This is a genomic window from Nostoc sp. 106C, from assembly GCF_002154725.1.
GTDB lineage: Bacteria > Cyanobacteriota > Cyanobacteriia > Cyanobacteriales > Nostocaceae > Aulosira.
Genome location: NZ_MTAW01000124.1, coordinates 41666 through 68289 on the forward strand (window position 1 = coordinate 41666; position 26624 = coordinate 68289).

General features: G+C 43.2%; 37 protein-coding genes. 3 read left to right on the forward strand and 34 right to left on the reverse strand.

Annotated features, from left to right (window positions below):
• Positions 1 to 164 precede the first annotated feature (164 nt).
• Together BV375_RS18150 and BV375_RS18155 are read left to right on the forward strand one after the other, a co-directional pair.
• Positions 165 to 1313, forward strand: coding sequence for a glycosyltransferase family 4 protein (locus BV375_RS18150; protein WP_086762859.1), 1149 nt, complete (start codon positions 165 to 167; stop codon positions 1311 to 1313).
• A gap of 897 nt (positions 1314 to 2210) precedes the next feature.
• Positions 2211 to 3182, forward strand: a complete 972-nt coding sequence (locus BV375_RS18155; protein ID WP_086762861.1) for an orange carotenoid protein N-terminal domain-containing protein — start codon at positions 2211 to 2213, stop codon at positions 3180 to 3182.
• Positions 3183 to 3353: 171 nt separating this feature from the next.
• Here BV375_RS18155 and BV375_RS18165 read toward each other — a convergent pair whose 3' ends face one another.
• On the reverse strand, positions 3354 to 3626 hold the full coding sequence (locus BV375_RS18165; RefSeq protein ID WP_086762863.1) for a DUF2281 domain-containing protein: 273 nt from the start codon (positions 3624 to 3626) through the stop codon (positions 3354 to 3356).
• Positions 3627 to 3781: 155 nt separating this feature from the next.
• On the opposite strand from BV375_RS18165, the gene BV375_RS38195 reads away from it, so the two are divergent.
• Entirely contained in the window at positions 3782 to 4747 is a 966-nt protein-coding gene (locus BV375_RS38195) for a hypothetical protein (RefSeq protein ID WP_243713982.1), read from the forward strand.
• A 45-nt stretch (positions 4748 to 4792) separates the two neighbouring features.
• On the opposite strand, the gene BV375_RS18175 is transcribed toward BV375_RS38195, so the two are convergent.
• From BV375_RS18175 to rpsS, 33 genes are all read right to left on the reverse strand, one after another.
• Complete coding sequence (locus BV375_RS18175; RefSeq protein ID WP_339376775.1) at positions 4793 to 5182, reverse strand: PIN domain-containing protein; 390 nt, start codon at positions 5180 to 5182, stop codon at positions 4793 to 4795.
• 8 nt (positions 5183 to 5190) lie between these two features.
• On the reverse strand, positions 5191 to 5982 hold the full coding sequence (locus tag BV375_RS18180; RefSeq protein WP_086762867.1) for a peptidase: 792 nt from the start codon (positions 5980 to 5982) through the stop codon (positions 5191 to 5193).
• A 17-nt stretch (positions 5983 to 5999) separates the two neighbouring features.
• The gene (gene secG / locus BV375_RS18185; RefSeq protein ID WP_086762869.1) at positions 6000 to 6233 is read right to left on the reverse strand and encodes a preprotein translocase subunit SecG; all 234 of its coding nucleotides are present in this window, start codon (positions 6231 to 6233) and stop codon (positions 6000 to 6002) included.
• A gap of 75 nt (positions 6234 to 6308) precedes the next feature.
• On the reverse strand, positions 6309 to 7907 hold the full coding sequence (gene gpmI, locus BV375_RS18190) for a 2,3-bisphosphoglycerate-independent phosphoglycerate mutase (protein WP_086762996.1): 1599 nt from the start codon (positions 7905 to 7907) through the stop codon (positions 6309 to 6311).
• Between the two features lie 604 nt (positions 7908 to 8511).
• On the reverse strand, positions 8512 to 10206 hold the full coding sequence (locus BV375_RS18195) for an ABC-F family ATP-binding cassette domain-containing protein (RefSeq protein ID WP_086762870.1): 1695 nt from the start codon (positions 10204 to 10206) through the stop codon (positions 8512 to 8514).
• A 480-nt stretch (positions 10207 to 10686) separates the two neighbouring features.
• Complete coding sequence (locus BV375_RS18200; protein WP_086762872.1) at positions 10687 to 11172, reverse strand: hypothetical protein; 486 nt, start codon at positions 11170 to 11172, stop codon at positions 10687 to 10689.
• Between the two features lie 241 nt (positions 11173 to 11413).
• The gene (gene prfA, locus BV375_RS18205; protein WP_086762874.1) at positions 11414 to 12514 is read right to left on the reverse strand and encodes a peptide chain release factor 1; all 1101 of its coding nucleotides are present in this window, start codon (positions 12512 to 12514) and stop codon (positions 11414 to 11416) included.
• 101 nt (positions 12515 to 12615) lie between these two features.
• On the reverse strand, positions 12616 to 12855 hold the full coding sequence (rpmE, locus tag BV375_RS18210; protein WP_045870350.1) for a 50S ribosomal protein L31: 240 nt from the start codon (positions 12853 to 12855) through the stop codon (positions 12616 to 12618).
• 115 nt (positions 12856 to 12970) lie between these two features.
• Entirely contained in the window at positions 12971 to 13390 is a 420-nt protein-coding gene (gene rpsI, locus BV375_RS18215) for a 30S ribosomal protein S9 (RefSeq protein ID WP_086688753.1), read from the reverse strand.
• On the reverse strand, positions 13390 to 13845 hold the full coding sequence (rplM, locus tag BV375_RS18220) for a 50S ribosomal protein L13 (protein ID WP_086688752.1): 456 nt from the start codon (positions 13843 to 13845) through the stop codon (positions 13390 to 13392). The genes rpsI and rplM overlap by 1 nt, the downstream gene beginning before the upstream one ends.
• Positions 13846 to 13911: 66 nt before the next feature.
• The gene (gene truA / locus BV375_RS18225) at positions 13912 to 14760 is read right to left on the reverse strand and encodes a tRNA pseudouridine(38-40) synthase TruA (RefSeq protein WP_086762876.1); all 849 of its coding nucleotides are present in this window, start codon (positions 14758 to 14760) and stop codon (positions 13912 to 13914) included.
• A 112-nt stretch (positions 14761 to 14872) separates the two neighbouring features.
• Entirely contained in the window at positions 14873 to 15223 is a 351-nt protein-coding gene (gene rplQ, locus BV375_RS18230; protein WP_086762878.1) for a 50S ribosomal protein L17, read from the reverse strand.
• A gap of 33 nt (positions 15224 to 15256) precedes the next feature.
• Positions 15257 to 16204, reverse strand: coding sequence for a DNA-directed RNA polymerase subunit alpha (locus BV375_RS18235; protein ID WP_086688749.1), 948 nt, complete (start codon positions 16202 to 16204; stop codon positions 15257 to 15259).
• 347 nt (positions 16205 to 16551) lie between these two features.
• Positions 16552 to 16947: a 30S ribosomal protein S11 gene (gene rpsK / locus BV375_RS18240; RefSeq protein ID WP_010998331.1), complete on the reverse strand. Its 396-nt coding sequence runs from the start codon at positions 16945 to 16947 to the stop codon at positions 16552 to 16554.
• Between the two features lie 54 nt (positions 16948 to 17001).
• Positions 17002 to 17382 carry a 30S ribosomal protein S13 gene (gene rpsM / locus BV375_RS18245; protein ID WP_086688748.1) on the reverse strand — a complete coding sequence of 127 codons (381 nt, stop codon included), beginning with the start codon at positions 17380 to 17382 and terminating at the stop codon, positions 17002 to 17004.
• A 114-nt stretch (positions 17383 to 17496) separates the two neighbouring features.
• On the reverse strand, positions 17497 to 17610 hold the full coding sequence (rpmJ, locus tag BV375_RS18250) for a 50S ribosomal protein L36 (RefSeq protein ID WP_015129703.1): 114 nt from the start codon (positions 17608 to 17610) through the stop codon (positions 17497 to 17499).
• A gap of 115 nt (positions 17611 to 17725) precedes the next feature.
• Positions 17726 to 17950: a translation initiation factor IF-1 gene (infA, locus tag BV375_RS18255; RefSeq protein ID WP_006276978.1), complete on the reverse strand. Its 225-nt coding sequence runs from the start codon at positions 17948 to 17950 to the stop codon at positions 17726 to 17728.
• Between the two features lie 224 nt (positions 17951 to 18174).
• Positions 18175 to 18729 (reverse strand): adenylate kinase, encoded by a 555-nt coding sequence (locus BV375_RS18260; protein WP_086762880.1) that lies wholly within the window; start codon positions 18727 to 18729, stop codon positions 18175 to 18177.
• Entirely contained in the window at positions 18729 to 20042 is a 1314-nt protein-coding gene (gene secY / locus BV375_RS18265; protein ID WP_086762882.1) for a preprotein translocase subunit SecY, read from the reverse strand. Before secY ends, BV375_RS18260 begins: the two co-directional genes overlap by 1 nt.
• Positions 20043 to 20113: 71 nt before the next feature.
• Complete coding sequence (rplO, locus tag BV375_RS18270) at positions 20114 to 20560, reverse strand: 50S ribosomal protein L15 (RefSeq protein ID WP_086762884.1); 447 nt, start codon at positions 20558 to 20560, stop codon at positions 20114 to 20116.
• Positions 20561 to 20608: 48 nt separating this feature from the next.
• The gene (gene rpsE / locus BV375_RS18275) at positions 20609 to 21136 is read right to left on the reverse strand and encodes a 30S ribosomal protein S5 (protein ID WP_086762886.1); all 528 of its coding nucleotides are present in this window, start codon (positions 21134 to 21136) and stop codon (positions 20609 to 20611) included.
• A gap of 108 nt (positions 21137 to 21244) precedes the next feature.
• Positions 21245 to 21607 carry a 50S ribosomal protein L18 gene (gene rplR, locus BV375_RS18280; protein WP_086762888.1) on the reverse strand — a complete coding sequence of 121 codons (363 nt, stop codon included), beginning with the start codon at positions 21605 to 21607 and terminating at the stop codon, positions 21245 to 21247.
• Positions 21608 to 21609: 2 nt separating this feature from the next.
• Entirely contained in the window at positions 21610 to 22158 is a 549-nt protein-coding gene (gene rplF, locus BV375_RS18285; RefSeq protein WP_086762890.1) for a 50S ribosomal protein L6, read from the reverse strand.
• 65 nt (positions 22159 to 22223) lie between these two features.
• Positions 22224 to 22625, reverse strand: a complete 402-nt coding sequence (gene rpsH, locus BV375_RS18290) for a 30S ribosomal protein S8 (protein ID WP_086762892.1) — start codon at positions 22623 to 22625, stop codon at positions 22224 to 22226.
• 20 nt (positions 22626 to 22645) lie between these two features.
• The gene (rplE, locus tag BV375_RS18295; RefSeq protein WP_086762894.1) at positions 22646 to 23194 is read right to left on the reverse strand and encodes a 50S ribosomal protein L5; all 549 of its coding nucleotides are present in this window, start codon (positions 23192 to 23194) and stop codon (positions 22646 to 22648) included.
• A 110-nt stretch (positions 23195 to 23304) separates the two neighbouring features.
• Entirely contained in the window at positions 23305 to 23655 is a 351-nt protein-coding gene (rplX, locus tag BV375_RS18300; protein WP_086762896.1) for a 50S ribosomal protein L24, read from the reverse strand.
• A complete protein-coding gene (gene rplN / locus BV375_RS18305) occupies positions 23655 to 24023 on the reverse strand; it encodes a 50S ribosomal protein L14 (RefSeq protein WP_015129713.1) in 369 nt (122 codons plus the stop codon). Before rplN ends, rplX begins: the two co-directional genes overlap by 1 nt.
• Before the next feature lie 41 nt (positions 24024 to 24064).
• Positions 24065 to 24316 (reverse strand): 30S ribosomal protein S17, encoded by a 252-nt coding sequence (gene rpsQ / locus BV375_RS18310; protein ID WP_086688738.1) that lies wholly within the window; start codon positions 24314 to 24316, stop codon positions 24065 to 24067.
• Positions 24317 to 24322: 6 nt separating this feature from the next.
• A complete protein-coding gene (gene rpmC / locus BV375_RS18315; RefSeq protein ID WP_086762898.1) occupies positions 24323 to 24553 on the reverse strand; it encodes a 50S ribosomal protein L29 in 231 nt (76 codons plus the stop codon).
• Positions 24554 to 24556: 3 nt separating this feature from the next.
• Positions 24557 to 24982: a 50S ribosomal protein L16 gene (gene rplP / locus BV375_RS18320; RefSeq protein WP_086762900.1), complete on the reverse strand. Its 426-nt coding sequence runs from the start codon at positions 24980 to 24982 to the stop codon at positions 24557 to 24559.
• 94 nt (positions 24983 to 25076) lie between these two features.
• On the reverse strand, positions 25077 to 25838 hold the full coding sequence (rpsC, locus tag BV375_RS18325; RefSeq protein ID WP_086762902.1) for a 30S ribosomal protein S3: 762 nt from the start codon (positions 25836 to 25838) through the stop codon (positions 25077 to 25079).
• A 52-nt stretch (positions 25839 to 25890) separates the two neighbouring features.
• Positions 25891 to 26250, reverse strand: a complete 360-nt coding sequence (gene rplV, locus BV375_RS18330) for a 50S ribosomal protein L22 (RefSeq protein ID WP_086762904.1) — start codon at positions 26248 to 26250, stop codon at positions 25891 to 25893.
• 80 nt (positions 26251 to 26330) lie between these two features.
• Positions 26331 to 26609: a 30S ribosomal protein S19 gene (gene rpsS / locus BV375_RS18335; protein WP_086688733.1), complete on the reverse strand. Its 279-nt coding sequence runs from the start codon at positions 26607 to 26609 to the stop codon at positions 26331 to 26333.
• Between the last annotated feature and the right edge of the window lie 15 nt (positions 26610 to 26624).

Here is a 26624-nt window from a genome sequence, read left to right on the forward strand (position 1 = left end):
TTTCCTGTACTAGCTCAATAAAGCTTAGAATTTGGCTATTTTAGGAAGATAAAAAGATTGAATGATAATAAGTAAAAAGCTAGCGATCGCAATAAGATAAAAGCAAAACCATAAAGGAAAGATAACTAAATATTAAACCCGCTGTTCTTATAACTAAATAAAGAATGCGTATAGCCTGGATTGGAAAAAAATCACCCTTTTGCGGCAACGTCACCTACAGCCGAGAAATTACAAATGCCTTGCTAGACCGAGGGCATGAAGTTAGCTTTCTCCACTTTGCCCAAGAAGAATCTGAACCTGACAACTGGCCAAAATTCCAAGAAGTTCCCTTACCCTTCATTTACAAGTCTCAGGTTTACACAATTCCCACATTCAAAGCAACCAAAGTATTAACTGATTCATTGCGGGAAATCCAACCAGATATCGTCCATGCTTCTTTGACTTTATCTCCCCTGGACTTTATTCTTCCAGAAATTTGTGAGCAACTGAATTTGCCCTTAATTGCTACTTTCCACACGCCATTTGCAGGCAAGGGGGCAAAACTCATCTCTGGAACACAACTTTTGGCCTATCAGCTGTACGCACCTTTTTTGGTTAACTACGATCGCGTCATTGTATTTTCCCAAATTCAGCGAGAATTATTGGCACGGATGGGTGTACGGGAAGAAAATGTCGCTGTCATCCCTAACGGAGTTGATACTACTAAATATTCTCCTGGACCTTCTCAAATCAAAGCAGAATTTCAAGCCGAACGCTTATTTGTCTATCAAGGTCGGATAGCTCCAGAAAAAAATGTCGAACCTCTTCTGCGTGCTTGGAAGCAGTCGGCAATGGAACCCGATAGCAAGCTGCTAATTGTTGGCGATGGGCCTTTGAAGCCTTCTTTACAACCATTTTATGGTGCAGATGAAGGCATTGTTTGGTTAGGATTTATTGCCGATGAAAATCGGCGTATCGAAATTTTACGGGGAGCAGATGTATTCATTTTGCCTTCATTAGTAGAAGGGTTATCCTTATCTCTGTTAGAAGCAATGGCATCTGGGTTAGCTTGTTTAGCTACAGATGTGGGTGCAGATGGAGAAGTATTGGAAAAAGGAGCAGGGGTAGTTTTAAATACTAAGACAGTGCGATCGCAATTACGAACCCTTTTGCCACTATTCCAAGATCATCCTGAGTTAACAACTGTATTGGGGCAGAAAGCCAGAAAGCGTGTACTAGAGCGCTATACCCTCAGTAAAAATATTACTCATCTCGAACAGTTATATCGCGAAGTCTTACTACAGCGACCTTTACCGCTAAGTCATAGATTATAAGCAAAACTTATGCTCCAAATTTTGGTTAGCTGCGCTGAATCTTAGACCATACAAAGGTGCAGCTATACTGCCGAACTTGGCTAATTTAAGTACATATTCATCATTTACAGATACAGATATTTTCAGGTAAATGTAATTCATGTTTTTTATCTCTCACGCATTCGGCGCCGCCGTTCCCGCAGAGTAGGCGCAAAACTGAAGGGGTGATAAAGAGGCTTGCGTTCGCGTAGCGTGTCGCTTTGCGACTCAGCGAGTTTGAAGCGTTGATCTCTAATTTTTAGCTAACCTCAGTTGTACCTATAATTCCAGAGATAACATGGGTACACTTATACTTGCGCTAAGAGCTATATTGTTTGCATAGCAAGGATTTAAGGTGTGTGTAGTAGATTTGCATCGTGGTAAGTTGAGCTAAAATTTTCGTGAAATTGTAATATTAGCTACCTCTCATCTGGTACTCCGATTTGCCCTAAAGACAAATAAAGCACTTCTCTTAGCAGAAAAACGATTAGCTTGGGAGGCAATTTTTGTCATGTTTTTACAAAAAAACTTTACAAAAATAAACATTTATTGTTACACTCCTTTACATAACAGCTAAACCTCTGATGAGAGGACTGCATAATTAAGTGCGGTATCCTTGTAGTTCACCGAGTTTGAACTAACACTTTTGCCATTAAACCAAATACGTACTTGCAAGACAGTCCTGAGACTGGCTTCAGTTCGTATGCAAAAAACTTAATCTTTGCAAGTATTTTCAGCTTGATGGTGTCTCACCTTTAGCACTGGAAATCTTGAATGAAGAGAGTTGATTGGGTTTCTTGTTGGCTTTTCTCAGCTTTAAGATTCTTCATTGGAATTTTGAAAGCAACTAATTCATAAACAGTACTGGAGATTCCGATCATGGCTTTGACTATCGAGTCCGCTCAAAGTATTTTCTCTAATACTCAAGTTCCTAGCCCGATTCCAGCAACTATAGCTCTGTTCGATCAACTCAACGTTGACGATCAGCTGGCATATCTTTGGTATGCCTATACCGAAATGGGTCGTACAATTACTCCCGCAGCGCCTGGAGCAGCACGCCTGCAACTAGCAGAAAGTCTGCTCACCCAAATTAAGTTAATGTCTCCGGAAGAGCAAACGCAAGTTATGCGGGATCTTGCTAGCCGTGCTGATACTCCTATTAGCCGTTCCTATGGCTTTTTCAGTGTAAATACCAAGCTAGCTTTTTGGTACGAGTTGGGAGAGTTGATGAAGCAGGGTATTGTCGCACCTATCCCGACTGGTTATCAAATGTCTCCTGGTGTAAAAGTAGTGCTAGAAGCTACCCAGAAACTTGATCCGGGTCAGCAAATTACAGTACTGCGTAATACAGTAGTAGATATGGGATTCGATACTTCAGAGCTTGGTCCCAGTAGTTATCCAAAAGCTGTTGCAGAACCTGCATTCCCACGTACAACTCCAACTGCTACTACCTCAGTCAAGATTGATGGCATTACAGAACCTGCTGTATTAAAGTACATTGAAGCCATGAATGCAGACAACTTTGATGCTGCTATTGATCTATTTACTCCTGAAGGTGCGCTACAACCACCATTCCAAAAACCGATTGTTGGTCGTGAGGCGATCGCCAAATATATGCGTGAAGAAGCCCAAGGACTGAACATGATGCCAAAGCAGGGCATTATTGAAGTTAAACCTGATGGCTCTAAACAGCTGAAAATTACAGGTGTAGTACAAACTCCTTGGTTTGGTGTAAATGTTGGAATGAATATTGCTTGGCGGTTCTTAATCAATCCCCAAGGGAAAATTTTCTTTGTAGCAATTGATATGCTGGCATCTCCTCAAGAACTACTGAGCTTACGTCCTGTGTAGAAGTCGCTGAGTAGGAAAATAGGTTGGGCCTTGGCTCAACCTATTCTTTAGTCGCTGTGCATAATTTTTTGCATGTTTACAAACATTAGCCAAGGGAACGCAAGTGATTTGCAACGCTAGGCACACCTTCCATCAAGAAGGAACAGTGATTAGTGTCAAGTAGATACACAATTAAAATTCCAGTGGCATACGACTTTCATAAACTAGTTGCAAACATTTTCTGATGTCTGAACCTTCCCAACTTCCCACTAATTCTAATAAATCTTGGGCCGTAGAACCTGTTAAATTATGCTCTGCTATAGGTGTTTGAGCAGGTTGGTTATCTGAAGATATACCAACTTCTTGGCGTTTTGCTTGCAAAAATTGAATAAAGTCTAAAATTTTCTGCAATAAAGGTTCAGGCAATTTCTCTAATTCTTGGGTAATCTGTTCTTTAATTCTCATTGTCTATATCGGCGTTAAATTATTCATTATTTTGCGCTGATACAATAAGTCTAAGCTATCTTCTCTGAAGAAAGAAACCAGCCCTCAGCAACAACAGCAGTGAGTAGAGTAATGGTGGTTGAGCGACATTAACGCTAAAGCTTAACACATAAGAGATGGAAGTATTTAGCGGCTCACCACAGGGGTGTGATTGTGATCGCACAGAAGATAAATATTTATCTCATCTTCAATATTTTGGTAAAAAATTCCTTGATATTTCTGATGCTGTGATTGTCTTCAAAGAAAGAAGATGGAAGAGGGCAAGCATAGGATTAAACAAAATGACTAAACATGACGATAAAGAAAAAATTAGAAATGGCGATATTTGTGGCTTGTATCTATCTAAATTCAATAAAGATGCTATAAGAGCGTTAGGGTGTAAAACATGGAAAACTACTTATATCAAAATTGGCAATATTTTAGGTTATAAAGATACAACTATAAAAAATAAACGCGATCAGTTTGATTTATTTTATGATAAAAGAGTAGGTCATAAGTATGACGATATACCAGAACGTCTACAGGAAATTTTTGATGAATTTAATAATTATGACTTTGAGACTCTATCGCACATAGTTAAAGATATCCTAGGAAAGGAATCATGTACTGAGTATAGTAAACCTTTAATAACAGAGTTATCACCTGAACAAAATAAATATTTAAAACAGCAAGTTAAAAAAGAACAAGAAAAGTTATATAAAGAAAGAAATTTAGAAGAAAAGCAATGTGTAGCGGCTTTATATGAAATAGAAGGAGGCAAAAGGGAAGTACCTATTTTTAATTACAAATCAATCACATTAGTAGGATTAGCAGATTTAATTACAGACACAGAAATAATAGAAGTTAAAAATATCAACAATTGGAAACATGCTGTAGGTCAGATATTTGCTTATTGGTATTTTGCCTCAAAATATGAAAATTTAGTGAAAAAGCAGCTACAACCTAGAATTCACTTATTTGGAGGTATTGGAATTAGTGATCCCAGAATAGAACTTTGTAAGTCTTTAATGACAGAAGTTTTTAATCATCATACAACTTCTACAAAAGTCACTTATGTAGAAAAGTTTATTGAATATTTTTAATAGCCTCAGATATAAAATGGAATGTCATTAATCACATATAAATTCCTACAATTTATCGTATTCATCTGGTTCTACATTAGGGACTTTATTCAAAACTCGGTGGAATTTTTGCCAACTACCGCTTTTGGCTTTTTCTTCTAAATAGCCTTTTGTCAACCATATACCTTCAATAATATCGTTGATGTCTTTATCGCTCAATCCAATCTGATCTTTTTCTCGTTTGAGAATTTCTTCATACTCAAATACTAAGGTAGTAGATATATTTAACTGCCAACGGCTATCGTTAAGTATTGTTAATAATTTGTAAGATGCACCAAGACTGGATCTTAGACCAGCAAGCAATACATTGGTATCCAGTACAATTTGGTAAGGTCTTGTGATTTTTGAGGCATTAGTAGCAATCTTGTAGCAGCAATGACCATATACTTTACTTATTTAATCTTTTAATTCTCTACTAAAGACCATCCCAGGCTAGTTGGCTGTTCATAAATCCGCTTCAAGGTATTCACATCTCTAGGAGAAATCGGTGGCGGTTGGCGAACTTGAGAAAAGTATAAGGCATCAGTTTGTAGCGGACTATGACCCCAAATTCCCAAGGCGTGACCAAATTCGTGGCGAGCCGCGGCTATAACATAATTACCAGTCTGGCTAGGACTCAAAAATATAGTGAAGCGGTGCAATAAAACTTTGTTGTTAGTATATAACTCGTAAGTTGTTAGGGCGGAACGCGCACGGGGAATTTTATTGGTGGGGGAAATTTTGAGAGGTGGCGCTTTTCGCAAAATATTAATATCTGCAACCTCTGGTTTTTCTACTACCAATAAAGGTAAATAAACATTCCACTCTTGTACAGCCTGTAAGACGCTGTTAACCCAGACTTGAGCTTGCTGGCTATTAATTGCTGTTGGTGTTTCTACGTAAACTCGAATGGGAAACTGTGACCAAACAAGATAACCTACTTGGGTTGGTGTAATTTGAGAAAAGTAATCACCACTGTTTGTATTATCTTGCCACTGCGCTAGTGTTGGCGGTAGAGGATGGGGTTTTGGAGAAGGTAGAGAGAGGGAGATTGAGTACTCGCTGTGCTGGGTTTTTGTGGAAATACCATTAGACGGGGTGTTGCTAAAAATAACTAGCAGCCCTATACCTATAGCTAAGGCAAGAACTGCTAGTAACTGTTGTGTAAATACATTTTTCAGGATATTGGGTTTTGGGTCTTGGATTTTGTTCCCCATGTCCCTATTCCCTATGCCTACTTAGGTAACCAGCCGGCACTCAAAACCACTGTTAAACCTAGAAAAATTACTGTCAGCGCCCAAGTAATTCGGTTTAAGGTATTTTCTGCACTCTTGGTGCTGCTAAACAGTTGAGCTTGTCCACCAATGGCTCCAATACCATCACCTTTGGGACTATGCAGCAACACTAAGACAATTAAACCAACGGCGGAAAGTGCCCAAATGCCTTGAACAATATTAGAAACTGTCATGGTAGCAATCTAAATAGATAGTCAATTTCAAAACAGAAGTGTCTGCGTTAAGGTAACAGTTAACTGTTATCTGTTTTACAAACCTACTTGCGCGGGAGTACGACTGCGTTGCACGTCATATCCGGCTGGTACAACGAGCGATCGCCCTGTCATTTCGGATGGCTGAGGCAGTTGTAAAATCTCTAGAATTGTGGGAGCAATGTCGGCTAGCTTGCCATCGCTTCGTAGTTCGACATTTGTACCATGTCCAGGGATTTTTACTTTTTCGCCTTCCAGCAAAATTAAGGGGACTGGGTTAGTGGTGTGGGCTGTCCAAGGATTACCCGCATCATCAAGCATATACTCAGCATTACCGTGGTCAGCAGTAATAATTGTTGTCCCCCCGACTTTAGTAATGCTAGCAAGTAGGCGACCCAAACAGCGATCAACCTTTTCAATTGCTTCTATCGTAGCTTCTATCTGACCCGTATGCCCTACCATGTCTGGGTTAGCATAGTTAATCACAACTAACGAGTAGATACATTTTTCAATCGCCGCGATCGCTACATTTGTGACTGCTTCTGCTGACATCGCCGGGGCTTTGTCATAGGTTGCTACCATTGGACTGCTTACCAGTTCTCGGTCTTCCCCTTCAAAAGGTTCTTCTAGACCGCCATTAAAGAAGTAGGTGACGTGAGCGTATTTTTCGGTTTCAGCCGTGCGAAACTGCTTGAGATCGTGATTGGCGATTACCTCTCCCAAAATATTAGTAAGATTTTGAGGCGCAAACGCTACAGCCACTCCTAAGTCTGGATCGTACTGAGTAAAAGTGGCAAAAGACAGTGGCTTAATTAACTGCCTTTCAAACCCGGTAAATTTGGGACTGACAAAAGCTTGAGTGAGTTGTCTAGAGCGGTCTGGACGGAAGTTGAAAAATATCACCCCATCCCCTGGTTCTATTGCACCGGGAGCAATGCGTATTGGGAGGATAAACTCGTCTGTCACCCCGGCGGCGTAAGATGCTTGTAAAACTTCTACAGCCTGGTGACTGTCAGCTACTCCATCTTGTGTCATCACGTCATAGGCACGTTTAACGCGATCCCAGCGATGATCGCGATCCATCGCATAGTAGCGACCGCTGAGGGTAACTATGCGCCCAATGCCTATGCGATTTAGGTAGTCTTGCAGCAACCCAATCGCTTTTACACCTTCTGTTGGTGCAGTGTCACGTCCATCGGTGATGGCGTGGATACAAACTTGGGAAACTCGCTCTTGCTTGGCTAAGTCAAGTAGTCCAAATAGATGGGTGAGATGGGAGTGTACCCCACCCTCTGAACAAAGGCCTACTATGTGAAGCTTGCCATTGCGATCGCGAACTTCCTGGCAAATTTTGACAAGTGCTGGGTTGCTGAGGATAGAACCGTCTTCGACAGCATCTGAGATGCGTACCAATTCTTGGGGTACTACCCGCCCAGCGCCAATGTTCAAATGACCAACTTCCGAGTTGCCCATTTGACCCTCTGGCAACCCTACGGCTTTTCCTGATGTGCGGATGAGGGTATGCGGATAAGCTGCCCATAAACTGTCCATGACAGGAGTCTGAGCATTAACAATAGCGTTTCCTCGCTTCTCCTCGCAGTAGCCCCATCCGTCTAAAATGACTAGCACCACAGGAGCAACAGGTGCTTTGGTCATAGTAAAATTGCCCTTTACTTTTTGTAATACCCGAATGATACCACTGCTAATCACCGCTGCAAGTGAATTTCTGCTTATTAACTTCTTTTATGAATGATTTCAGTATTTTTTAGATTTTTTTTAATTTTAGTAACTTTGGCGTATTTTTTGTGATAATTGTGTGGGACTAATCATCACTAAAAAAGCTTTTAATCAACGCCAGCGTTCAGTAATTCCTCGTCAGAGGTACTGACATTTTTTCAATAATCACTGACGAATTTAATACTAATATTTGATTTAACTCTAGGAATTTATAAATTCCTAGAGTTAGAAGTAGCATATAAGGACTATACATTTCTTAATCTACAATTTTGAGTGTAGGATGCGAAGCACGACAGCGTCACATGCTTTTATTAGGGAAAGGTGGGTTACAGCTTTCCCTAACACATCCTACAAAAACAAAATTTTTGGACTTTATTTAATCCACAATCGTACAGGCTACTAATACAGCAGATTGCATGTGAATGAAGTACATTACCTCACCCGCGCTACGCGCACCCTCCTCTTAGCAAGTGGAGGGTTGGGGAGGGGTGTACCTTGCGTACTTGCAAAACGCTGTAACTTCTTATTTGCGTTTTGCTGACGCTTTAGAAGCTTTAGCGGCTTTCTTAGCAGCTTTTTCGGCAGCTATGGCAGCTAACTTTGCTTGTTCTTTTTCTTCAGCAATTTTATCTAGATAGTAATGATAATTGCCTAAATAAACGCGGAATTCTCCATCGCGAATTTCTACAATTTTATTGGCTACCTGAGAGATAAAATAACGGTCGTGAGAAACGACAATTGCTGTGCCATCGTAGTTCTGGAGTGCTTCTTCCAACATTTCTTTGGCTGGAATATCTAGATGGTTTGTCGGCTCATCTAAAATTAATAAATTCGCTGGACGTAAAAGCATTTTTGCCAAAGCCAGACGCGCTTTTTCTCCCCCACTTAATGCGCCAACTTGCTTAAATACAGTATCACCAGTGAATAAAAACCTTCCCAAAAGTGTGCGAACTTCTTCATTTTTCCAGTCAGGAACTTCATCATGAATAGTTTCCATGACTGTTTTTTTCAAATCTAAAGCTTCTGCCTGATTTTGCTCAAAGTAACCAGGCAGAACATTATGGTCGCCTAACTGAACACTACCTTCTGTCGGTGGTTCCATACCCATAATCACCCGCAATAGGGTAGATTTCCCCGCACCGTTGGGGCCGAGAAAAGCAATGCGATCGCCTCTTTCAATTAAGAGATTAGCTCCCAAAAATAAGATTTTATCATCATAGATATGGGTTAATTCTTTAATGTTGACAACCTCTCTGCCACTACGAGGTGCATCAGGAAAGCGGAAATGCAGAGTTCTTACTCCACCTGTTGGTGCTTCAATTCGTTCAATTTTTTCTAGTTGTTTTTCGCGGCTTTTTGCTTGGGTACTGCGGGTAGCACTGGCGCGAAATCTATCAACAAATGCTTGTTGTTTCTCTAGTTCTTTCTGCTGACGTTCATATGCACTTAGTTGCGCTGATTGATTTTCGGCTTTTTGTTGTAGGTATGCGGAGTAATTACCAAGGTAAGTAGTAGAAACACCGCGTTCAGTTTCTACAATTTGAGTGCAGAGGCGGTCAAGGAACTCCCGGTCATGGGAGACGATCACCATTGGAGTAACCAGACTTTTCAAGTAATTTTCCAACCACTCAATAGTTTCCAAATCTAAGTGGTTAGTTGGTTCGTCCAGTAACAATAAATCGGGTTTTTGCAACAGGATTTTACCTAAACTCATCCGCATCTGCCAACCACCAGAAAAGGCACTAACGAGGCGATCGCCATCTTCTGGTTCAAACCCCATCTCTGGTAAAATTTTCCCGATGCGTGCTTCTAAGCCGTAGCCATCCAAAGCTTCAAATTGGCGTTGCAAGCGATCCAATTTGTTGATCAATTGATCTAGTTCTTCTGGAGTCGCAGTTTCCATGTCTCTTGTCACCTGTGCTAGAGACAACTGCACTTGATTAGCTTCTTTGAAGACAGTCCAAAATTCTTCTCTCACAGTGCGACTGGGGTCTACTTCAAACTCTTGGTTGAGGTAGGCTATGTGTAAACTCGCAGGACGAATAATTTCTCCAGCCGTGGGTTCAATTTCTCCAGATATGATCTTCAACTGGGTAGATTTTCCAGCACCGTTGACACCGACTAAGCCGATGCGATCGCCTGGTTTGACTTCCCAGTTGATGTCTTTGAGAACTTCGCCTGTGGGGTAAATTTTACTAATATGTTCTAGTCGCAGCATCAAGTTTCTCTCAGGTAGGAAATGGGTAGTTGGGGGATGAAGTGCTAACGCCGTGTCAATCTTAACAAAATTTAATTAATATTTCGTCAGGGAAAATTGCTGAATGATAAAAAAATAGTTTGAGACTGTGAAGCTGGAAGCTGATTAAGCTATATCTACTTAATCAAAGCCACCCATTTCGACATTGGCTTACCCTAACATTCAATTGTGCTGCTATTGTTCGCTCGATCTGCCTGAATCACAAGACTGCTGTTGTATTGCTTTTAACCTACCACTACGCTCACCTTCTTCCTTCCTGAAAAGCTTCCTGATAAAATCGCGTTTGCTTTAACTGGCTTCAGCCAAACAAAGCTATCAGTTTTCACAAAATTTTACTATTTATACATATCTGGCCTGTCCTATTGTACTAAGTTACAAATATATCTGTGTTTATCTATGGTTAATTACTGCTTTTCGTACTTCACTCAAGTAAAAATTGAGTTATTCTTCAACACCATCTCTAACTTCTAGTAGCTGTTCTTTTGATAGTCCTAATATTCGTGAAAGTGGAGCTAACAAACTATCATCTATTGCTTCTCCTGCATAAATATTATCTAGTTCTGGGGGAGAAACTTTAAATGTATCGCAGAATTTAGTAAACTCTTGAATATTCAAATCAAGTTCCTTTTGTCTTTCATTTAATAAAAGCGCGATCGCTCTAGTTCCGTATTTTGGACGTTCACTAATTTTTATATATTTTTTCATTAAATTCTTGACTTGGTTGGCATCGCCACCGGTTTTTTTAATTAAATCAGTGCAAGCTAATCTAAGCGCTTTATTTAAAACTTCTTGCTCATTTAAGAACCTAATAATTTCATCTACATAGTCTTGTTTAAAGAAACCAGTTAAACTACCTTGATAATAAACTGGCACAAAAGAATCGCTTGATTCTGCTTGCCAATCCGAATGTTCGTTGTATATCGACATAATATGCACCTCTAAAAAATTTAATTTTATAAAAATTTACATTTTCAGATTTTTAGGTGTCACTTTTACCATCTAGGATGGAAGTTATTACTAAGTATTTTCCCTATATTATATTGTCATAAATTAATCAATTCAAGTCTCATTAGCTTTTTGCTCAGTGGTAATCTTAGATAAAAACCGCTTATGTGTGTTTCAAGCAACAGCACAATAAGCGGTTGTTCAGATTTTATAAAAAAGCTGATTAGCTTGTAGCACCAGAGGCGGCTAACTCAGCTAAACGTTCCTGCTGGTCTTGAGAGATACAAGATTGAATAACTGATTCTAAATCACCTTCTAACACGGGGTTAAGGGAATAGTTTTGACCTAAACGGTGGTCAGTAACGCGGTTATCTTTATAGTTGTAGGTGCGAATTTTTTCGGATCGCGAACCTGTACCGACTTGCGATCGCCGCATCGAAGTTACAGCTTCTTGTTGTTCGCGCAACTTCATTTCGTACAGTTTTGCCCGCAAAATTTGCATTGCTCGTTCTTTGTTTTGCAACTGGCTGCGTTCTTCTGTACAGAAAATCCGAATTCCTGTTGGTTTGTGCATCAAGTCAACAGCAGTTTCTACCTTGTTGACGTTTTGTCCACCAGCACCACCAGAACGAGCTGTGGTCATTTCAATATCCTTGGGGTCAATGTGAATTTCCACATCATCCACTTCTGGCATGATTGCGACTGTAGCTGTGGAAGTATGAACCCTTCCCCCAGCTTCGGTTGCAGGTACACGCTGTACGCGATGTACTCCGGCTTCAAACTTCAGCTTGCTGTAAACACTCTCACCCTGAATTTCCAGGATTACCTCTTTAAAACCGCCCATTTCACCTAGTGACTCGCTCACTAGTTTCACTCTCCAACCTTGTCCGTCAGCGTAGCGAGAGTACATCCGCAGTAAATCACCTGCCCAAATACTCGCTTCATCGCCGCCAGTACCAGCGCGAATTTCCAACATAATGTTCTTATCATCGTTGGGATCGCGAGGTAGCAACAATATTTTTAAGCGGTTCTCTAAATATTCCAGCTTTTGCTCTAGCTCGTCTACTTCCAAAGCTGCCATTTCTTGCAACTCTGGGTCACTCGCAGATTCTTTGTAAACCTGACGCGCTCCGATCAAGTCTTCTTGGGCTGCTTTCCAAGTTTCATAGGTATTAACTACCTCTTCCAAAGAAGAACGAGATTTAGCAATTTGTTGATACTCATCAGGATTGCTAGCGGTATCAGGGTCTCCAAGACGACGCGTTAATTCATTAAAGGTTTGTTCAACGGATTTTAGTTTGTCCAGCAGGTATGATTCAGCCATGATGAGTGCGATCGCTCCTTAAAATAACAAATTGGCTCGAGCATTAAATGACAATCGACCCAGCTGATTGCAGGGTCGTCGTTAACAGCAGAGCCAACCCGCTACTTTTTGTCTGTATCGCCTGAGGTTTGAGTGCTGCTCATACCGTACTTGCGAAGGAAGCGCTCTACTCGACCCTCAGTATCGATAATCTTCTGGGTGCCGGTGTAAAATGGATGGTTTCCAGACCAAACATCTACATGCAGTTCTGGCTTGGTAGAGCCAACAGTCATGACAACTTGACCGTTGCAGTAAACTTTAGCATCTGGATACCACTTGGGATGAATTTCAGGTTTAGCCATTGTTCCTTTTGTGGTGAATCTATATTAATTATAACTTTCAGATGATTTCAGGGACAGTGAATAGTGGGTAGGGATTAGGGACTAGATGTTTATAACAATGCCCAATGCCCAATGCCTACCGTTTTGAGTACTGAGGTGCTTTCCGAGCTTTGTGCAAACCGTATTTTTTCCGCTCTTTGGCTCGTGGGTCACGAGTTAGGTAGCCTTCTGTTTTTAAAGGTGAACGGTTATCTGGGTCTAGTTGACACAAGGCACGAGCAACTCCCAGGCGAATAGAATCAGCCTGTCCAGTCAAGCCACCGCCTTCAGCTTTCACCAAAATGTCATATTCGTTCTCCAATCCCAGAGTTTCTAAAGGTCCTCTGATCACGCCCAAGTAGTTGGCGTTGAATTGAAAGTACAAGTTTCCATCTTTACCATTTACGGTCAGTTGACCGCTACCAGGAATCAAGCGGACTCTAGCTACTGCGGACTTACGACGACCAGTACCCCAGTAGACCGCACGACCACTAGTAGTTTCTGCTACTGCTACCATTAACTTTCTGCTCCAGGAATTGTATTAACTTTTAATTCTTTGGGTTTTTGCGCTGCATGGGGATGGGTTGGTCCAGCATAAACTTTCAGCTTGGTGAACAACTGCCTACCCAGGCTATTTTTAGGTAACATGCCTTTGATAGCTTGTTCTACAATTCTTTCTGGTAGACGCTGTTGCAACTTGGCGAAGGTTTCTGTCTTCATCCCGCCAGGACGACCTGAATGACGACGATAGAGCTTTTGGGTACGTTTTTTACCTGTGACTGCTATCTTCTCGGCATTGATGACAATTACAAAATCACCTGTGTCAAGGTGGGGAGTATACTCGGCTTTCTTTTTACCTCTAAGGATCATAGCGATTTCAGTGGCGAGGCGACCGAGGCGTTGGTCTGTGGCATCTACTATGTACCACTCACGCTCAAGAGACTCTTGAGGAGGAAGGTATGTTTTAGTCATTGGTCATTTTTCCTTTGTCATTTTTGTCTCTTACATGTCATTTGTCATTTGTCATTAGACTTGTGCCTATTGGCTCTTGACCATTGACTCTTGACTAAAGACGAATTTTGGCAGATTGTCATACCAAACATCTGGGGAAAAGGGAAAATCTGGATAGCCGACTCGCAACAAGCACAAGCCTTGGGGAGGTGCGGCATATTTCACTTCTTCCCGGCGTTCTGCTTTCCACATTTCAGTAAAGTTAGCCAGGGTGATCTGTCCAGACCCTACTTGTACCAGCATCCCTACTAACAGCCGGACCATACCATACAAAAATCCATCTGCCTGGATTTCAATATGGAGTAATGACCCACTGCGATGGCACTCTGCTGCTTGTACTTCTACCCAAGAATGCGATCGCTTTGAGCCTGCACGATGAAAAGCAGCGAGATGATGCTTTCCCAGCAAGGGTTTTAGGGCAGCCTTAATTAAGGATTCATCTAGGGGTGCATAATAATAATGCCAACTGAAGGGTCTGACGAACAAGTTCGGTTGATCTTCAGTGTATATTGTGTAGCGATACCGTCGATAGCCTGCACTAAAGCGAGCGTGCCAACGGTTACCTACGCCTGCTGAAGCCCTGATCAATATATCATTGGGCAAATAGCTATTTAGGATGGCTGCCCACTTGTGAGATGGAATTAAACCTGTGGCTTCAAAATGAGCTACTTGCGCTGCGGCGTGAACTCCTGCATCTGTTCTGCCTGCACCATGTAATGTCACATGATACCCAAGAATTTTAGCGATCGCTCTTTCTATCTCTTCTTGGACTGTACGCTGCTGTTTTTGCCGTTGCCAGCCATGAAAATGAGTGCCCAAGTATTGGATTACTAGGGCCACTCTGTGAGTTACTTTAGGCTGGTGGCTTTCTAACATACAGATTTTGTCCTTTGTCATTTGTGAGCCACTGTGTTGGACGGGGTGCCCGGCCTAAAGCCAGTGGTGTCATTTGTTCAAGAGTCTTGACCAATGACTAATGACTCATGACTTAAACTAGTTCAATAATGGCCATCTCAGCATTATCGCCCCGACGAGGCACTGTATGCAGGATGCGGGTATAACCCCCTTGACGATTCGCATACCGAGTGGGAGCTTGCTCAAACAAGGCATGGACTAGTTGTTTATCGTAGATATAGCCTAAAGCTTCTCGACGTGCTGCTAAGGAACCCTCTTTGGCTAAGGTGATCATTTTGTCTACTTCAGTTCGCAGTACTTTAGCTCGGATTAAAGTAGTAGTAATCCGACCATGACGAACTAACTCAGTGGTGAGCGCGCGCAACAAAGCACGACGCTGGTCTGCTGGTTTACCAAGTTTTTTGACTCGACAACGGTGACGCATAATAATGCACTATCAATTACTAACGGTTTTGATTTAGCTGTGTTTAGAGCTTCTTTCTTGGGGCAGGGTAATGCCTAAGCGTCGCTGTAAAGCTTCAACTACCTCTTCCGCTGACTTCTGACCGAAGTTTTTAATTTCTAACAGGTCTTCTTGGGTATAATCCAACAAGTCGGCTACAGAGTTAACTTGTGCTCGCTTGAGACAGTTATATGCCCGTACAGAAAGCTGCAACTCTTCGATCGGAATTTGGGCGGTTGGATCGTCTGGAATATCTGAGCCTGTATCGGTAGGTTCTAACGAAATATCTTTCAATGGATTGAATAGATCTACCAAAATCCCCGCAGCAGATGACAGAGCTTCTTGGGGAGAGAGACTACCATTTGTCCAAACTTCCAACAATAGTCGGTCTTTGGTGATCGAACCATCCCCACGGGCTTCCTCGACACTATAGTTGACTTTCCGCACTGGCATAAACACTGAGTCGATTTGCAAAAAGTCCAAAGATGTGGCTTCTTCGCGTCCTCGTTCTACAGTGCGATAACCTTTACCTTTCTCGATCCGAAATTCCATTTCCAGTTTGCCGCCTTCAGCTAAGGTGGCTACATACTGAGTCGGATCAATTATTTCCACTTCACTAGGCAAATCAAAATGTGCCGCAGTGACTGTTGTAGGACCGTTAACGAGTAACCGCCCAATTTGGGGTTGAGAAGAGTAGCTTTTGAGAATAACTTCTTTCATTCTCATTAAGATTTCCAGCACGTCTTCTCGCACACCTGGAACTGTGGCAAACTCGTGTGAAACTCCTGCAATCCGCACTGCTGTAACTGCCGTTCCCTCTAAATTAGACAGTAAAACACGCCTTAAGGCGTTGCCAACTGTCGTTCCTTGACCGCGTTCTAGAGGTTCTAGGACAAATTTACTGTAATGGCTTCGACTTTCCTCAGTATTAGACTCTACACATTCAATTTGAAACTGCGCCACGGAGTTGCCTCCCTTGTTTTAAGGTGCTACTAGTAGGCAAACCAATTGCCTCCTAAAAGTTAGTTTTTGCCCTGAAGCTTAATTGAGTTTTATCAATTAGCCAACTACAAATGTTGTTATTTGATACTCTGATTTAGCTCGCGGGCGCTAATAATTAATTTTGGGTTTTCCAAAGTTGGGCGAACCTCTTTTGAGGAGGAACGCTGATGGTCTTTTAATCACCCAATCCGTCTGAAGTTCAAAAGCCTTTACGTTGCAACACAGTTTGCGCGTTCAAGTTTCAAGCAGGCTGTACAGGTGGCTTTTCCGTGCCAGAACTTCTCGCTTTTACTGCCCACAGGTTGGGTTTAGACTCGACGGCGCTTAGGTGGACGGCAACCATTGTGAGGAATCGGAGTAATGTCCCGAATAAGTGTAATTTCCAGTCCGGCTCCTTGGAGTGCCCGAATCGCAGTTTCTCTACCTGCACCTGGACCACTGACCATTACCTCAATTTGGCGCATTCCTTGATCGATGGCTCGACGGGCAGCACTTTCAGCGGCAGTTTGTGCAGCAAAGGGAGTTCCTTTTTTGGCACCCTTAAAACCGCTGGAACCAGCGCTTGCCCAAGAAATGACGTCTCCGTTTTGATCGGTAATGGTGACAATGCTATTGTTGAAAGTAGACTGGATGTAAGCCATACCGTTGGGTACGTTCCGTTTCTGCTTTTTGCTCCCGGATTTTTTTGTTGGTTGTCGCGCCATAGTTGTGTAGTGAATTTAAGGTAAACCTTGCTCTGATGAGCAAGCATAGACATATTATTTGCCTGGTGCTTTCTTCTTCCCAGCCACAGTCTGCCTTCTACCACGACGGGTTCTGGCATTTGTGCGAGTTCTTTGTCCTCTGACTGGTAAACCCATGCGATGACGACGCCCTCTGTAAGTACCAATGTCAATTAGGCGTTTGATGTTCATCGCTTCCCAGCGGCGCAAGTCCCCTTCGACTTGATAGTTACTTTCTATTTCTCCTCGCAGGGCAGCAACATCAGCATCACTGAGTTCTTTAACGCGGGTGTCTGGGTTAACACCTGTAGTCGCTAAAATTTCTTGCGACCTAGATAAACCAATTCCGTAGATATAGGTGAGACCAATTTCAACACGCTTATCACGTGGAAGGTCTACTCCGGCAATACGTGCCACAATGAATTTCTCCCTCTTGTTCTCGCAATTGCTGTTAGAAAAATGCGATTAATCGCATTTTGGGCTTTGTCTAGCGTCTTTGTGTCGCATTTGTCTCTGGTTATAATCAGAGCGCTAGCCTTGACGTTGCTTATGCTTGGGGTTAACACAAATCACCATGACGCGACCACGGCGTTTGATCACGTTACACTTTTCGCAAATCTTCTTGACTGAGGCTCGGACTTTCATGCCTTTTGTAATTAACTCCAAATAGTGAATTATAGCATTTTTAAGGAAATTAGTCAGTTAAAAGACTGATGAACACCCAAAAAGGTGATTTTATGGTAATATTCTCTACATAATCTTACTTCTTGCGCAGTCGATAGGTGATTCTACCCTTTGTCAAGTCGTAGGGAGTTAATTCCACTTTGACGCGATCGCCAGGTAAAATCTTGATGTAATTCCGGCGGATTTTGCCCGAAATGTGTGCTAGGACATTAAAGCCATTATCTAAGTCAACGCGAAACATCGCGTTGGGTAATGACTCTGTAACCGTGCCTTCCATTTCAATCAAATCTTGCTTAGACAATTTGTTTTTTCCTCAACTCAACAATCTCCTGTTCTTTTGCCGTACCTTCACCTGCAAGAGAACATACTTCACGAAATATATCAACAGTTTCTTAATATATCTTAGCTAAAATTGCCATCTGCCCTACCGAGAGAGACAGCAGTAAATTTTATCTGTGGACTAAATTAGGGATATAGGAGAAATTGGAAATTGGGATTTCTCCCATATCCCCCTCTATACTTTGCTTAAGACGCTATTACCTTTTGCAGTTCAGTTGTGACTTCTTCTTGGGACAGATTACCGTTAACGGTTAAAAGTTTTTGGCGATCGCCGTAATAATCGATCAAGGGTGCAGTTTCCGAGCGGTAAACTTCTAGACGACGACGAATAACTTCTTCACTGTCATCCTTTCTACCCCTGGCTAGTAACCTTGCAACCACTACATCATCTGGGACATCTAGGTTGACTACCTTTTCACCACCCTGATGTGTTGTTTCCAGCAATTGTGCTAAAAATTTGGCCTGCGTTACTTTACGGGGAAAGCCATCTAGAATCCAACCAGATTTGGCATCAGGTTGATCTAGGCGCTCCTTTACCAGGTCTTCTACTAGCTGGTCGGGAACTAACTCACCACTATCAACATAATTTTGAGCTTTAACTCCCAAAGGTGTTTGGTCTTTCATCGCTTGTCGTAAGATATCACCCGTAGAAATATGGGGAATCTGCAAGTGTTCAGCCAATTTTTGAGATTGTGTTCCTTTACCAGCTCCTGGTGGTCCCAAGAAGATTAATCGCGTCACTATTGTTTCACCATTCCTTCGTAGCGCTGAGATATAACGTAGGTTTGGACTTGCTTCGCCGTGTCAATTGCTACACCAACCAGAATTAACAAAGATGTAGCTCCCAATCCCTTAAAAGTTGGTACTCCTAAAGCACTTTCCACAGCTGTGGGGATAATTGCAACAAAGCCCAAAAATATTGCACCCAAAAAAGTTAGTCGATTAATTACTCGCTCGATATACTCACTAGTCGCCTTACCAGGACGAATTCCGGGAATACTCGAACCCATCTTCTTCAAGTTCTGCGCTACGTCTACTGGGTTAACAATCAACGAAGAATAGAAATAGCTGAAGAAAACAATAGAAATTAAGTAAACCAAGGCATAGGCCCAAGGCTGAGAACCACCGGGACTGAGGTAAGTGTTAACGATATTTGCCAAGTCCGGATTTTTGGTAAAATTCGCAATTAGCAGTGGCAAACTCAGAATCGCAGCTGCAAAAATAATTGGCATGACGCCACCAGAGTTCAGTCGCAGAGGTAGGTAGCTACGTTGCTCAGCCAAAACTCGTCGCCCTACTTGACGCCGCGCTGAAATAATTGGGATGCGTCGAATTCCTTCCTGCACAAATACAATACCAACAATTGTTGCTAGGAAGACTACCACCAGCACAATTACCCGACCTACTATTTCGCGACCGCCAACTTGCACTAAGTCGATAGTATCACCCAAAGATTTTGGTAGTGATGCCACGATGTTGACAAAAATCAACAATGATGCACCATTACCAATACCGCGTTCTGTAATCAGTTCGGATGCCCACATAACGAACATTGAACCAGCGGTGAGCGCGATCGCAGTTTCCGCCACAAATAAGGGGCCTGGCTGTAAGGCAAACTGCTGAAGGAAGAGAGCTGAAAAAGCTGTACTTTGAATAATCGCCCAACCTACAGTGACATAGCGTGTAATTTGTGAAATTTTTCGCCGCCCAGCTTCACCTTCGTCTTTCTGTAACTTTTCTAAAGATGGTATGGCCGCAGTGAGTAATTGGATAATAATGGACGCATTAATAAAGGGCAAAATACCCAAGGCAAAGACTCCCAAAGTCGAAAGTCCTCGCCCGGAAAATATATCCAATAAACCAAAGATGGAATTATTTCCCGAGATAGCTTCGTGAAACCTAGCTCTATCAATACCTGGTACAGGCAGAAAGATGCCCAGGCGAACCAAAATTAAAATACCGACAGTGACAAGCAGCCTACCTCTCAGTCCAGCTGCTTGAGCCATCTGCATAAAAGTTTCTTGAGCCGTTGGGGCTTTGTCTCGACTGATCATAGAGTGCTACCTTTATCGTGAACCAGGCGCTGGAAGCGAGTTAGCTAGCATGTTAAGTGCGCTATTCTGGCTCACTCTGGGACTTGACAACTTCCTCCAGCTGCCTCAATTTTGCTACGAGCTTGACCTGTAAAAGCCGCTGCTTTGACTGTCAGCGGAACGCTCAGTTCTCCGTTACCCAAAATTTTCAATGGACCTTTGACAGCAGTAAGAATACCTGCTGCTTTTAAGGATTCCAAAGTTACTTCTGTATTGGCAGGGAGAGAAGCTAGCTTATCTACATTAATCGTAGTGTAAATTTTCCGATTAACTATCGGAAAACCCTTCAACTTAGGTAAGCGGCGGTACAACGGCTGTTGACCACCTTCAAACCCTGGTCGGGTACCACTACCTGAACGGGATTTTTGACCCCGCATCCCTAAACCAGCACTTGCACCTTGCCCGGCTGAAATACCTCTACCTACACGCTTACGGCGTTTTTTTGAGCCTTTTTGAGGCTTAGCATCGTTGAGTCTCATGATGTAAATAGTAATTTTTTACACAAATACTCTGCAAAATTGGCTCTACTAAATGATGTAGAGATTTTCAATAGGAACACCCCGATCTTCAGCGACTTCAGACAAGGTACGCAGTGTTGATAAAGCGTTGACTGCGGCTCTAGCATTATTGAGTGGATTGTTGGAGCCGAGTTGCTTTGCTAAAACGTTACGAACTCCTGCTAATTCCAGTACAGTCCGGACAGCACCCCCAGCAATTACTCCAGTACCAGGTGCGGCTGGTCGCATCATGACCTTAGCTCCGCCACCGACACCATCAATGGGATGGGGGATGGAGTTGGACTTTGTAATGGGGATGTCAATGAGATGTTTTTTACCGTCGGCTACGCCCTTTTTTACGGCACCAATTACATCAGAGGCTTTGCCCACTCCTACACCAACTTGACCGCGTTCGTTACCGACGACCACGATCGCCCGGAAGCTGAGTTTTTTACCTCCTTTGACGACCTTGCTCACCCGTCGAATCTGAATGACTCGCTCTTGCCAGTTGGTTTCTTCTTTTTTTGCGCGGTTTGCTTTACGACGACCAGTTGCCATAATTAAATGCTCTCTATTAGTTTAGTTGTCCTTCGTCTTTTGTCATTTGTCCTTTATCATTTGTCTTTTGTCCAATGACTAATGACTAATGACTGATGACAAATGACTTTAGAAATCTAAACCAGCCTCACGTGCTGCATCAGCCAGCGCTTGGATGCGACCGTGATATAAGTTGCCACCGCGATCAAAGACTACTTTGGTGATGCCTTTTTCTAGCGATCTCGCTGCTATCAGTTTGCCAACTTGCACGGATGCGTCACGGTTAGCGCCTGAGGCTAAACTCGATTTCAACTCTGGCTCTACAGTTGAGGCTGCCACCAAAGTGTGGTGTTGAGTATCATCAATTATTTGGGCGTAAATATGCTCATTAGAACGAAATACAGCTAAGCGTGGACGTTCGGGAGAGCCTTGAACTTTACCACGGATACGTCGATGGCGACGTGTTTTTGATTCTCTACGAGTAAGTTTCATTTTTACTTCTTACCACTCTTACCAGTCTTACCAGCTTTACGTCTGACCACTTCCCCGGCATAGCGAATGCCCTTACCTTTATAAGGTTCTGGTGGACGGACAGCACGAATCTTTGCTGCTGTGTTACCTACTATTTCTTTGTCATAGCCACTGACTATGACATTAGTTGTACCTTCCACAGCAAACTGAATTCCATCTGGTGGAGCAATTTGTACTTGATGGCTATAACCCATATTTAAAACTAGGTTACGACCTTGGACTTGTGCCCGATAACCAACACCTTGAATTTCTAAACGGCGCTGAAAACCTTGGGACACGCCCTCAACCATGTTGGCAACTAAAGTACGGCTCAAACCGTGCATTTGCCTCGAGGTACGGGAATCATCGCGACGATTTACTAGTAATGTTTCCCCTTCTTGGGAGACTATCACATGGCTAGGTAACTCGCGAGAAAGTTCTCCTTTGGGCCCTTTGACGACAACTTTTGCGCCATCAATCGCCACTTGCACTTTGGCGGGAATAGTAATTGGACGTTTACCAATACGAGACATGACTTTTTGCCCTTTGTTATTTGTCCTTTGTCCTTTGTCTTTAACTAATGACTAATGACTAATGACTACCAGACATAGCACAGCACTTCACCACCCAAGTTCTGACGACGCGCTTCACGGTCGGTCATGATCCCACTGGATGTTGAAATAATGGCAATGCCGATCCCACCCAGTACTCTGGGTAAGTCTTTTCTATTCGAGTAAACGCGCAAACCTGGTTTACTGACCCGCTTGAGGGCAGTTATTAGAGGCTGACGATTTTTACCCTTGTATTTCAAGGCAATCACCAAATTGCGCTTTATCCCTTCTCCTGATTCTTCAAATTCAGCAATAAAGCCTTCTTCTCGTAGCACTTTGGCAATACTACGGGTGAGTTTTGTTGCGGGCACTAGTGTAGTTTGATGCCTCGCCAAGTTGGCATTGCGGATGCGCGTCAGCATATCTGCAATTGTGTCGTTAGCCGCCATCGTTCCCTCTTTAGATGAACTTATTGATCGCGAAAAGGCATTCCCAATTCTTTAAGTAGGGCGCGGCCCTCTTCGTCATTTTTCGCTGTGGTAATGATGGAAATATCTAGACCACGGATTTGATCGATGCTGTCGTACTCAACTTCTGGAAAAATTAACTGTTCTCTGACACCCAAAGTGTAGTTACCGCGACCGTCAAAGCTTTTAGGGCTAACGCCGCGAAAGTCGCGAATTCTGGGCAAGGACAAGCTAACTAGTCGGTCGAGAAAGGCATACATCCGTTCGCCTCTCAGGGTCACCATAATACCAACAGGCATACCTTGACGAATTTTGAAGCCGGCGATCGCCTTTTTCGCCCTTGTTACGACTGGTTTTTGACCAGTGATCGTGGCAATTTCGTTTAGAGATGCATCCAGTGCTTTAGCATTAGATGCCGCTTCACCCAAACCTCGGTTAACAGTAACCTTGACCAACTTCGGTACTTGATGAACGTTAGTGTATTGAAACTGATTGATCAGTTTGGGGACGATTGTCTCTTGGTATAAGCTTTTGAGTCTTGTTGTCGCCATAATTTCTTGTTCTGTTTATCCCTGGGCTTGGTCAGGGAATCTTGAATTTTAGATTTTGGATTTTAGATTGAATTTAAAATCTCATCTAAAACCGTCCCTTAGTGCCATGACTATTTATCCAGGATCTCACCAGTTTTCTTCAGCTTCCGCACTTTTTTACCTTCAGCGGTGAAGGTGTAGCATACGCGACTGGCGACGTTTTGCTTAGTGGAGTAAAGCATCACGTTGGAGCTATGAATCGGGAATTCTTGTGTAACTATTCTTCCTGATTCCCCTTCTTGTTGGGGCTTCACGTGCTTAGTTTTAATATTGACGCCTTTGACAATAACTTTACTTAGTTGTGGCAGTGCCTGGATCACTTCACCAACTTTTCCTTTGTCCTTACCAGCAATCACTTGCACAGTGTCGCCAGTTTTGACGTGCATTTTATGAAAGACCTTGGGTTGTGGCTGTTTTGCCATTACAGCACCTCCGGAGCCAGAGAAACAATTTTGGTGAAGTTTTTATCGCGCAGTTCCCGTGCAACTGGGCCAAAGACCCGTGTGCCTCTGGGATTACCATCTTTGTTGATGATCACCGCAGCGTTATCGTCAAAACGAATGCTCATACCGCTATCTCGATTTATACTTTTACGAGTGCGGACAATTACTGCCTCCACAACATCAGACTTTTTTACAGCCATGTTGGGTTGGGCATCTTTGACAACGGCAATAATTTTATCACCCACGCCACCATAACGGCGGTTGCCTGCGCCTAATACACGGATGCACATTAGCTTTCGGGCACCGCTATTATCTGCGACATTCAGGTAAGTCTGGGGTTGAATCACAATTTGTCTCCCTTGTTAAGTTGTTAGTTTGATAACAACTATTAAGTTGTAGCTTTGGCGTTGAGAATTTCTGTGACTTGCCAGCGCTTGGTTTTACTCAGGGGTCTTGTTTCCTGAATGCGAACGCGATCGCCGACTTTGCACTGATTGTCTTCATCATGAACTTTATAGCGCCGGGTTTGAACTACAATCTTGCCGTACTTGGGATGAGGAGCGCGGTTTTCCACAGCTACTACCACCGTTTTTTGCATTTTGTCGCTCACCACCAAGCCAACTCGTTCTTTGACTGCCATAATCTCCTACTTTTCTTCTTTAGCCAGTTGACTTGCTGCTGCCCGTTGGCGTTCTCCCTCTACCGTTAGCAATTGCGCTAGGCGATGTCGGGCGTGTTTAAATTGATGGGGCTTGTCTAATTGTCTGGTCGCTTTTTGCAAGCGCAATTGAAATAGTTGTCTTTTAACAGCAACAATTTCCTCAGCCAGTTTCTCATCAGTTAATTCTCTAGCTTCTGAAATCTTGGGAAGAGGCATAACCTACTCCTGCTCCTGTACTTGAGGGCGCACAATAAATTTGGTTTTGATTGGCAGCTTATATGCAGCCAAGCGCATGGCTTCGCGGGCAGTTTCTTCAGAAACACCAGCGATTTCAAACAAAATCCGCCCAGGCTTAACTACGGCTACCCAAAACTCCGGCGAACCTTTACCGGAACCCATCCGAGTTTCAGCGGGACGCATGGTTACGGGTTTATCTGGGAAAATCCGAATCCAGATTTGACCACCCCGACGAATATAACGAGTCATGGCTCGGCGAGAAGCTTCAATTTGTCGGGAGGTAATCCACGCAGGTTCTTGAGCTTGGAGTGCAAAATCGCCAAAGTTCAGGGTACTACCGCGGTGGGCTAGACCCTCCATCCGTCCGCGCTGTTGTTTACGGAATTTAGTTCTTCTAGGACTTAACATGGTTTGTCACTTGTCATTTGTCATTTGTCATTTGTCATTTGTCATCTGCCATTTACTTAATGACTAATGACTCATGACCAATCACGGTTTACCCTTACCCTTCATTTGAGCGGTCTTCAAATTGTTGGCGACGGCGTTGTTGTTGACGACGACGAGGTTCGCGTTCGCGTTCGCGGGTTGTGGGTGCGGGCGCAGTTTCTTCTTGTCCGGGGATGATTTCTCCCTTAAATACCCAAACTTTAATGCCCAGAATTCCATAAACCGTTTTGGCTGTGCAGTAAGAGTAGTCAATGTCAGCCCTTAAGGTATGTAGGGGAACTCTCCCTTCACGAGTCCATTCTGTTCGAGCAATTTCTGCACCGTTCAGCCGACCGCTAACTTGGACTTTAATGCCTTGAACACCAGCACGTTGGGCACGTTGAATTGCTTGCCGTACCACCCGTCGAAAAGAGACGCGGCGTTCCAATTGTTGAGCAATGTATTCCGCAATTAAGTAGGCATCAGCATCAACTCGTTGTACTTCGACTACATTAATGCGAATTTGGCGATTGCTGCCCAACAGTTCTTGGAGTCCGGTACGTAAGGATTCGATTCCTTGCCCACCACGGCCTACTACTACACCAGGTCTAGCTGTGCGTACCTCTAAGTCGATTTGGTCGGCTTTGCGCTCAATCCGCACTTCTGAGATTCCAGCGTTGTTTTGCGCCAGTCTTCCCAGCTTTTGTTCTATATATTTACGGAGTTTGTGGTCTTCTTGGAGAAGCTCTGGATATCTGTCAGGAACAGCAAACCAGCGAGATTGATGTTCTTGTGTAATACCCAGCCGAAAACCAACTGGATGAATCTTTTGTCCCACAAATGCTTCCTCTAAAATTTCTTACTTTACGCAATTTTTTCGTGTCTAGTATTTATTCAGCAGCATCGCCAGCAGCTACAGCTACGGTGATATGACACGTCGGCTTGCGAATTTGGTAAGCTCGACCCTGTGCTCTGGGTTGGAACCGTTTGAGTACTGGGCCTTGATCGGCATATGCCTGGGTAATCACTAGCTGTGCTCGGTCTAAACCAGCATTATGCTCGGCATTGGCGGCCGCACTTCTCAGAACCGTTAAAACTGGTTCACAGGCACGATAAGGCATGAATTCTAGAATGATTAGCGCTTCTCGGTACGATCTGCCTCGGATTTGATCGAGTACACGACGTACTTTATAGGGAGATATGCGAATAAAACGAGCGATCGCTTTGACTTCAGTAGTATCAGTAGCCATAATTTTCTCCGTTTTTGTCATTTGTCATTGGTCACTTGTCATTTGTCTTTAGCTAATGACTAATGACTGATGACTGATGACTACCTACCTGATTTTTTGTCGCTTTTTCCATGCCCCCTGTAGGTACGTGTGGGAGCAAACTCTCCCAACTTATGTCCTACCATCTGCTCATTAACAAAAACGGGGACGTGTTGGCGTCCGTTGTGGACAGCTATGGTGTGACCAACCATCAGGGGTAAAATTGTCGATGCTCTCGACCAAGTTTTAATAACTTGTTTTTCGTTTCTGGCGTTCAGCTTTTCAATTTTGCTGAGCAAGTGATCGGCAACGAAAGGACCTTTTTTTAGAGAACGACCCATATTTTTAAGTGCTGA

Excerpts from the sequence above, each read along its gene's own strand:
- BV375_RS18150 (WP_086762859.1), top strand. The coding sequence starts at position 165 with ATGCGTATAGCCTGGATTGGAAAAAAATCACCCTTTTGCGGCAACGTC.
- BV375_RS18155 (WP_086762861.1), top strand. The coding sequence starts at position 2,211 with ATGGCTTTGACTATCGAGTCCGCTCAAAGTATTTTCTCTAATACTCAA.
- BV375_RS18165 (WP_086762863.1), bottom strand. The coding sequence starts at position 3,626 with ATGAGAATTAAAGAACAGATTACCCAAGAATTAGAGAAATTGCCTGAA.
- BV375_RS38195 (WP_243713982.1), top strand. The coding sequence starts at position 3,782 with ATGGAAGTATTTAGCGGCTCACCACAGGGGTGTGATTGTGATCGCACA.
- BV375_RS18180 (WP_086762867.1), bottom strand. The coding sequence starts at position 5,982 with ATGGGGAACAAAATCCAAGACCCAAAACCCAATATCCTGAAAAATGTA.
- secG (WP_086762869.1), bottom strand. The coding sequence starts at position 6,233 with ATGACAGTTTCTAATATTGTTCAAGGCATTTGGGCACTTTCCGCCGTT.
- gpmI (WP_086762996.1), bottom strand. The coding sequence starts at position 7,907 with ATGACCAAAGCACCTGTTGCTCCTGTGGTGCTAGTCATTTTAGACGGA.
- BV375_RS18195 (WP_086762870.1), bottom strand. The coding sequence starts at position 10,206 with ATGCTGCGACTAGAACATATTAGTAAAATTTACCCCACAGGCGAAGTT.
- BV375_RS18200 (WP_086762872.1), bottom strand. The coding sequence starts at position 11,172 with ATGTCGATATACAACGAACATTCGGATTGGCAAGCAGAATCAAGCGAT.
- prfA (WP_086762874.1), bottom strand. The coding sequence starts at position 12,514 with ATGGCTGAATCATACCTGCTGGACAAACTAAAATCCGTTGAACAAACC.
- rpmE (WP_045870350.1), bottom strand. The coding sequence starts at position 12,855 with ATGGCTAAACCTGAAATTCATCCCAAGTGGTATCCAGATGCTAAAGTT.
- rpsI (WP_086688753.1), bottom strand. The coding sequence starts at position 13,390 with ATGGTAGCAGTAGCAGAAACTACTAGTGGTCGTGCGGTCTACTGGGGT.
- rplM (WP_086688752.1), bottom strand. The coding sequence starts at position 13,845 with ATGACTAAAACATACCTTCCTCCTCAAGAGTCTCTTGAGCGTGAGTGG.
- truA (WP_086762876.1), bottom strand. The coding sequence starts at position 14,760 with ATGTTAGAAAGCCACCAGCCTAAAGTAACTCACAGAGTGGCCCTAGTA.
- rplQ (WP_086762878.1), bottom strand. The coding sequence starts at position 15,223 with ATGCGTCACCGTTGTCGAGTCAAAAAACTTGGTAAACCAGCAGACCAG.
- rpsK (WP_010998331.1), bottom strand. The coding sequence starts at position 16,947 with ATGGCGCGACAACCAACAAAAAAATCCGGGAGCAAAAAGCAGAAACGG.
- rpmJ (WP_015129703.1), bottom strand. The coding sequence starts at position 17,610 with ATGAAAGTCCGAGCCTCAGTCAAGAAGATTTGCGAAAAGTGTAACGTG.
- secY (WP_086762882.1), bottom strand. The coding sequence starts at position 20,042 with ATGATCAGTCGAGACAAAGCCCCAACGGCTCAAGAAACTTTTATGCAG.
- rplO (WP_086762884.1), bottom strand. The coding sequence starts at position 20,560 with ATGAGACTCAACGATGCTAAGCCTCAAAAAGGCTCAAAAAAACGCCGT.
- rpsE (WP_086762886.1), bottom strand. The coding sequence starts at position 21,136 with ATGGCAACTGGTCGTCGTAAAGCAAACCGCGCAAAAAAAGAAGAAACC.
- rplR (WP_086762888.1), bottom strand. The coding sequence starts at position 21,607 with ATGAAACTTACTCGTAGAGAATCAAAAACACGTCGCCATCGACGTATC.
- rplF (WP_086762890.1), bottom strand. The coding sequence starts at position 22,158 with ATGTCTCGTATTGGTAAACGTCCAATTACTATTCCCGCCAAAGTGCAA.
- rpsH (WP_086762892.1), bottom strand. The coding sequence starts at position 22,625 with ATGGCGGCTAACGACACAATTGCAGATATGCTGACGCGCATCCGCAAT.
- rplE (WP_086762894.1), bottom strand. The coding sequence starts at position 23,194 with ATGGCGACAACAAGACTCAAAAGCTTATACCAAGAGACAATCGTCCCC.
- rplX (WP_086762896.1), bottom strand. The coding sequence starts at position 23,655 with ATGGCAAAACAGCCACAACCCAAGGTCTTTCATAAAATGCACGTCAAA.
- rpsQ (WP_086688738.1), bottom strand. The coding sequence starts at position 24,316 with ATGGCAGTCAAAGAACGAGTTGGCTTGGTGGTGAGCGACAAAATGCAA.
- rpmC (WP_086762898.1), bottom strand. The coding sequence starts at position 24,553 with ATGCCTCTTCCCAAGATTTCAGAAGCTAGAGAATTAACTGATGAGAAA.
- rplP (WP_086762900.1), bottom strand. The coding sequence starts at position 24,982 with ATGTTAAGTCCTAGAAGAACTAAATTCCGTAAACAACAGCGCGGACGG.
- rplV (WP_086762904.1), bottom strand. The coding sequence starts at position 26,250 with ATGGCTACTGATACTACTGAAGTCAAAGCGATCGCTCGTTTTATTCGC.
- rpsS (WP_086688733.1), bottom strand. The coding sequence starts at position 26,609 with ATGGGTCGTTCTCTAAAAAAAGGTCCTTTCGTTGCCGATCACTTGCTC.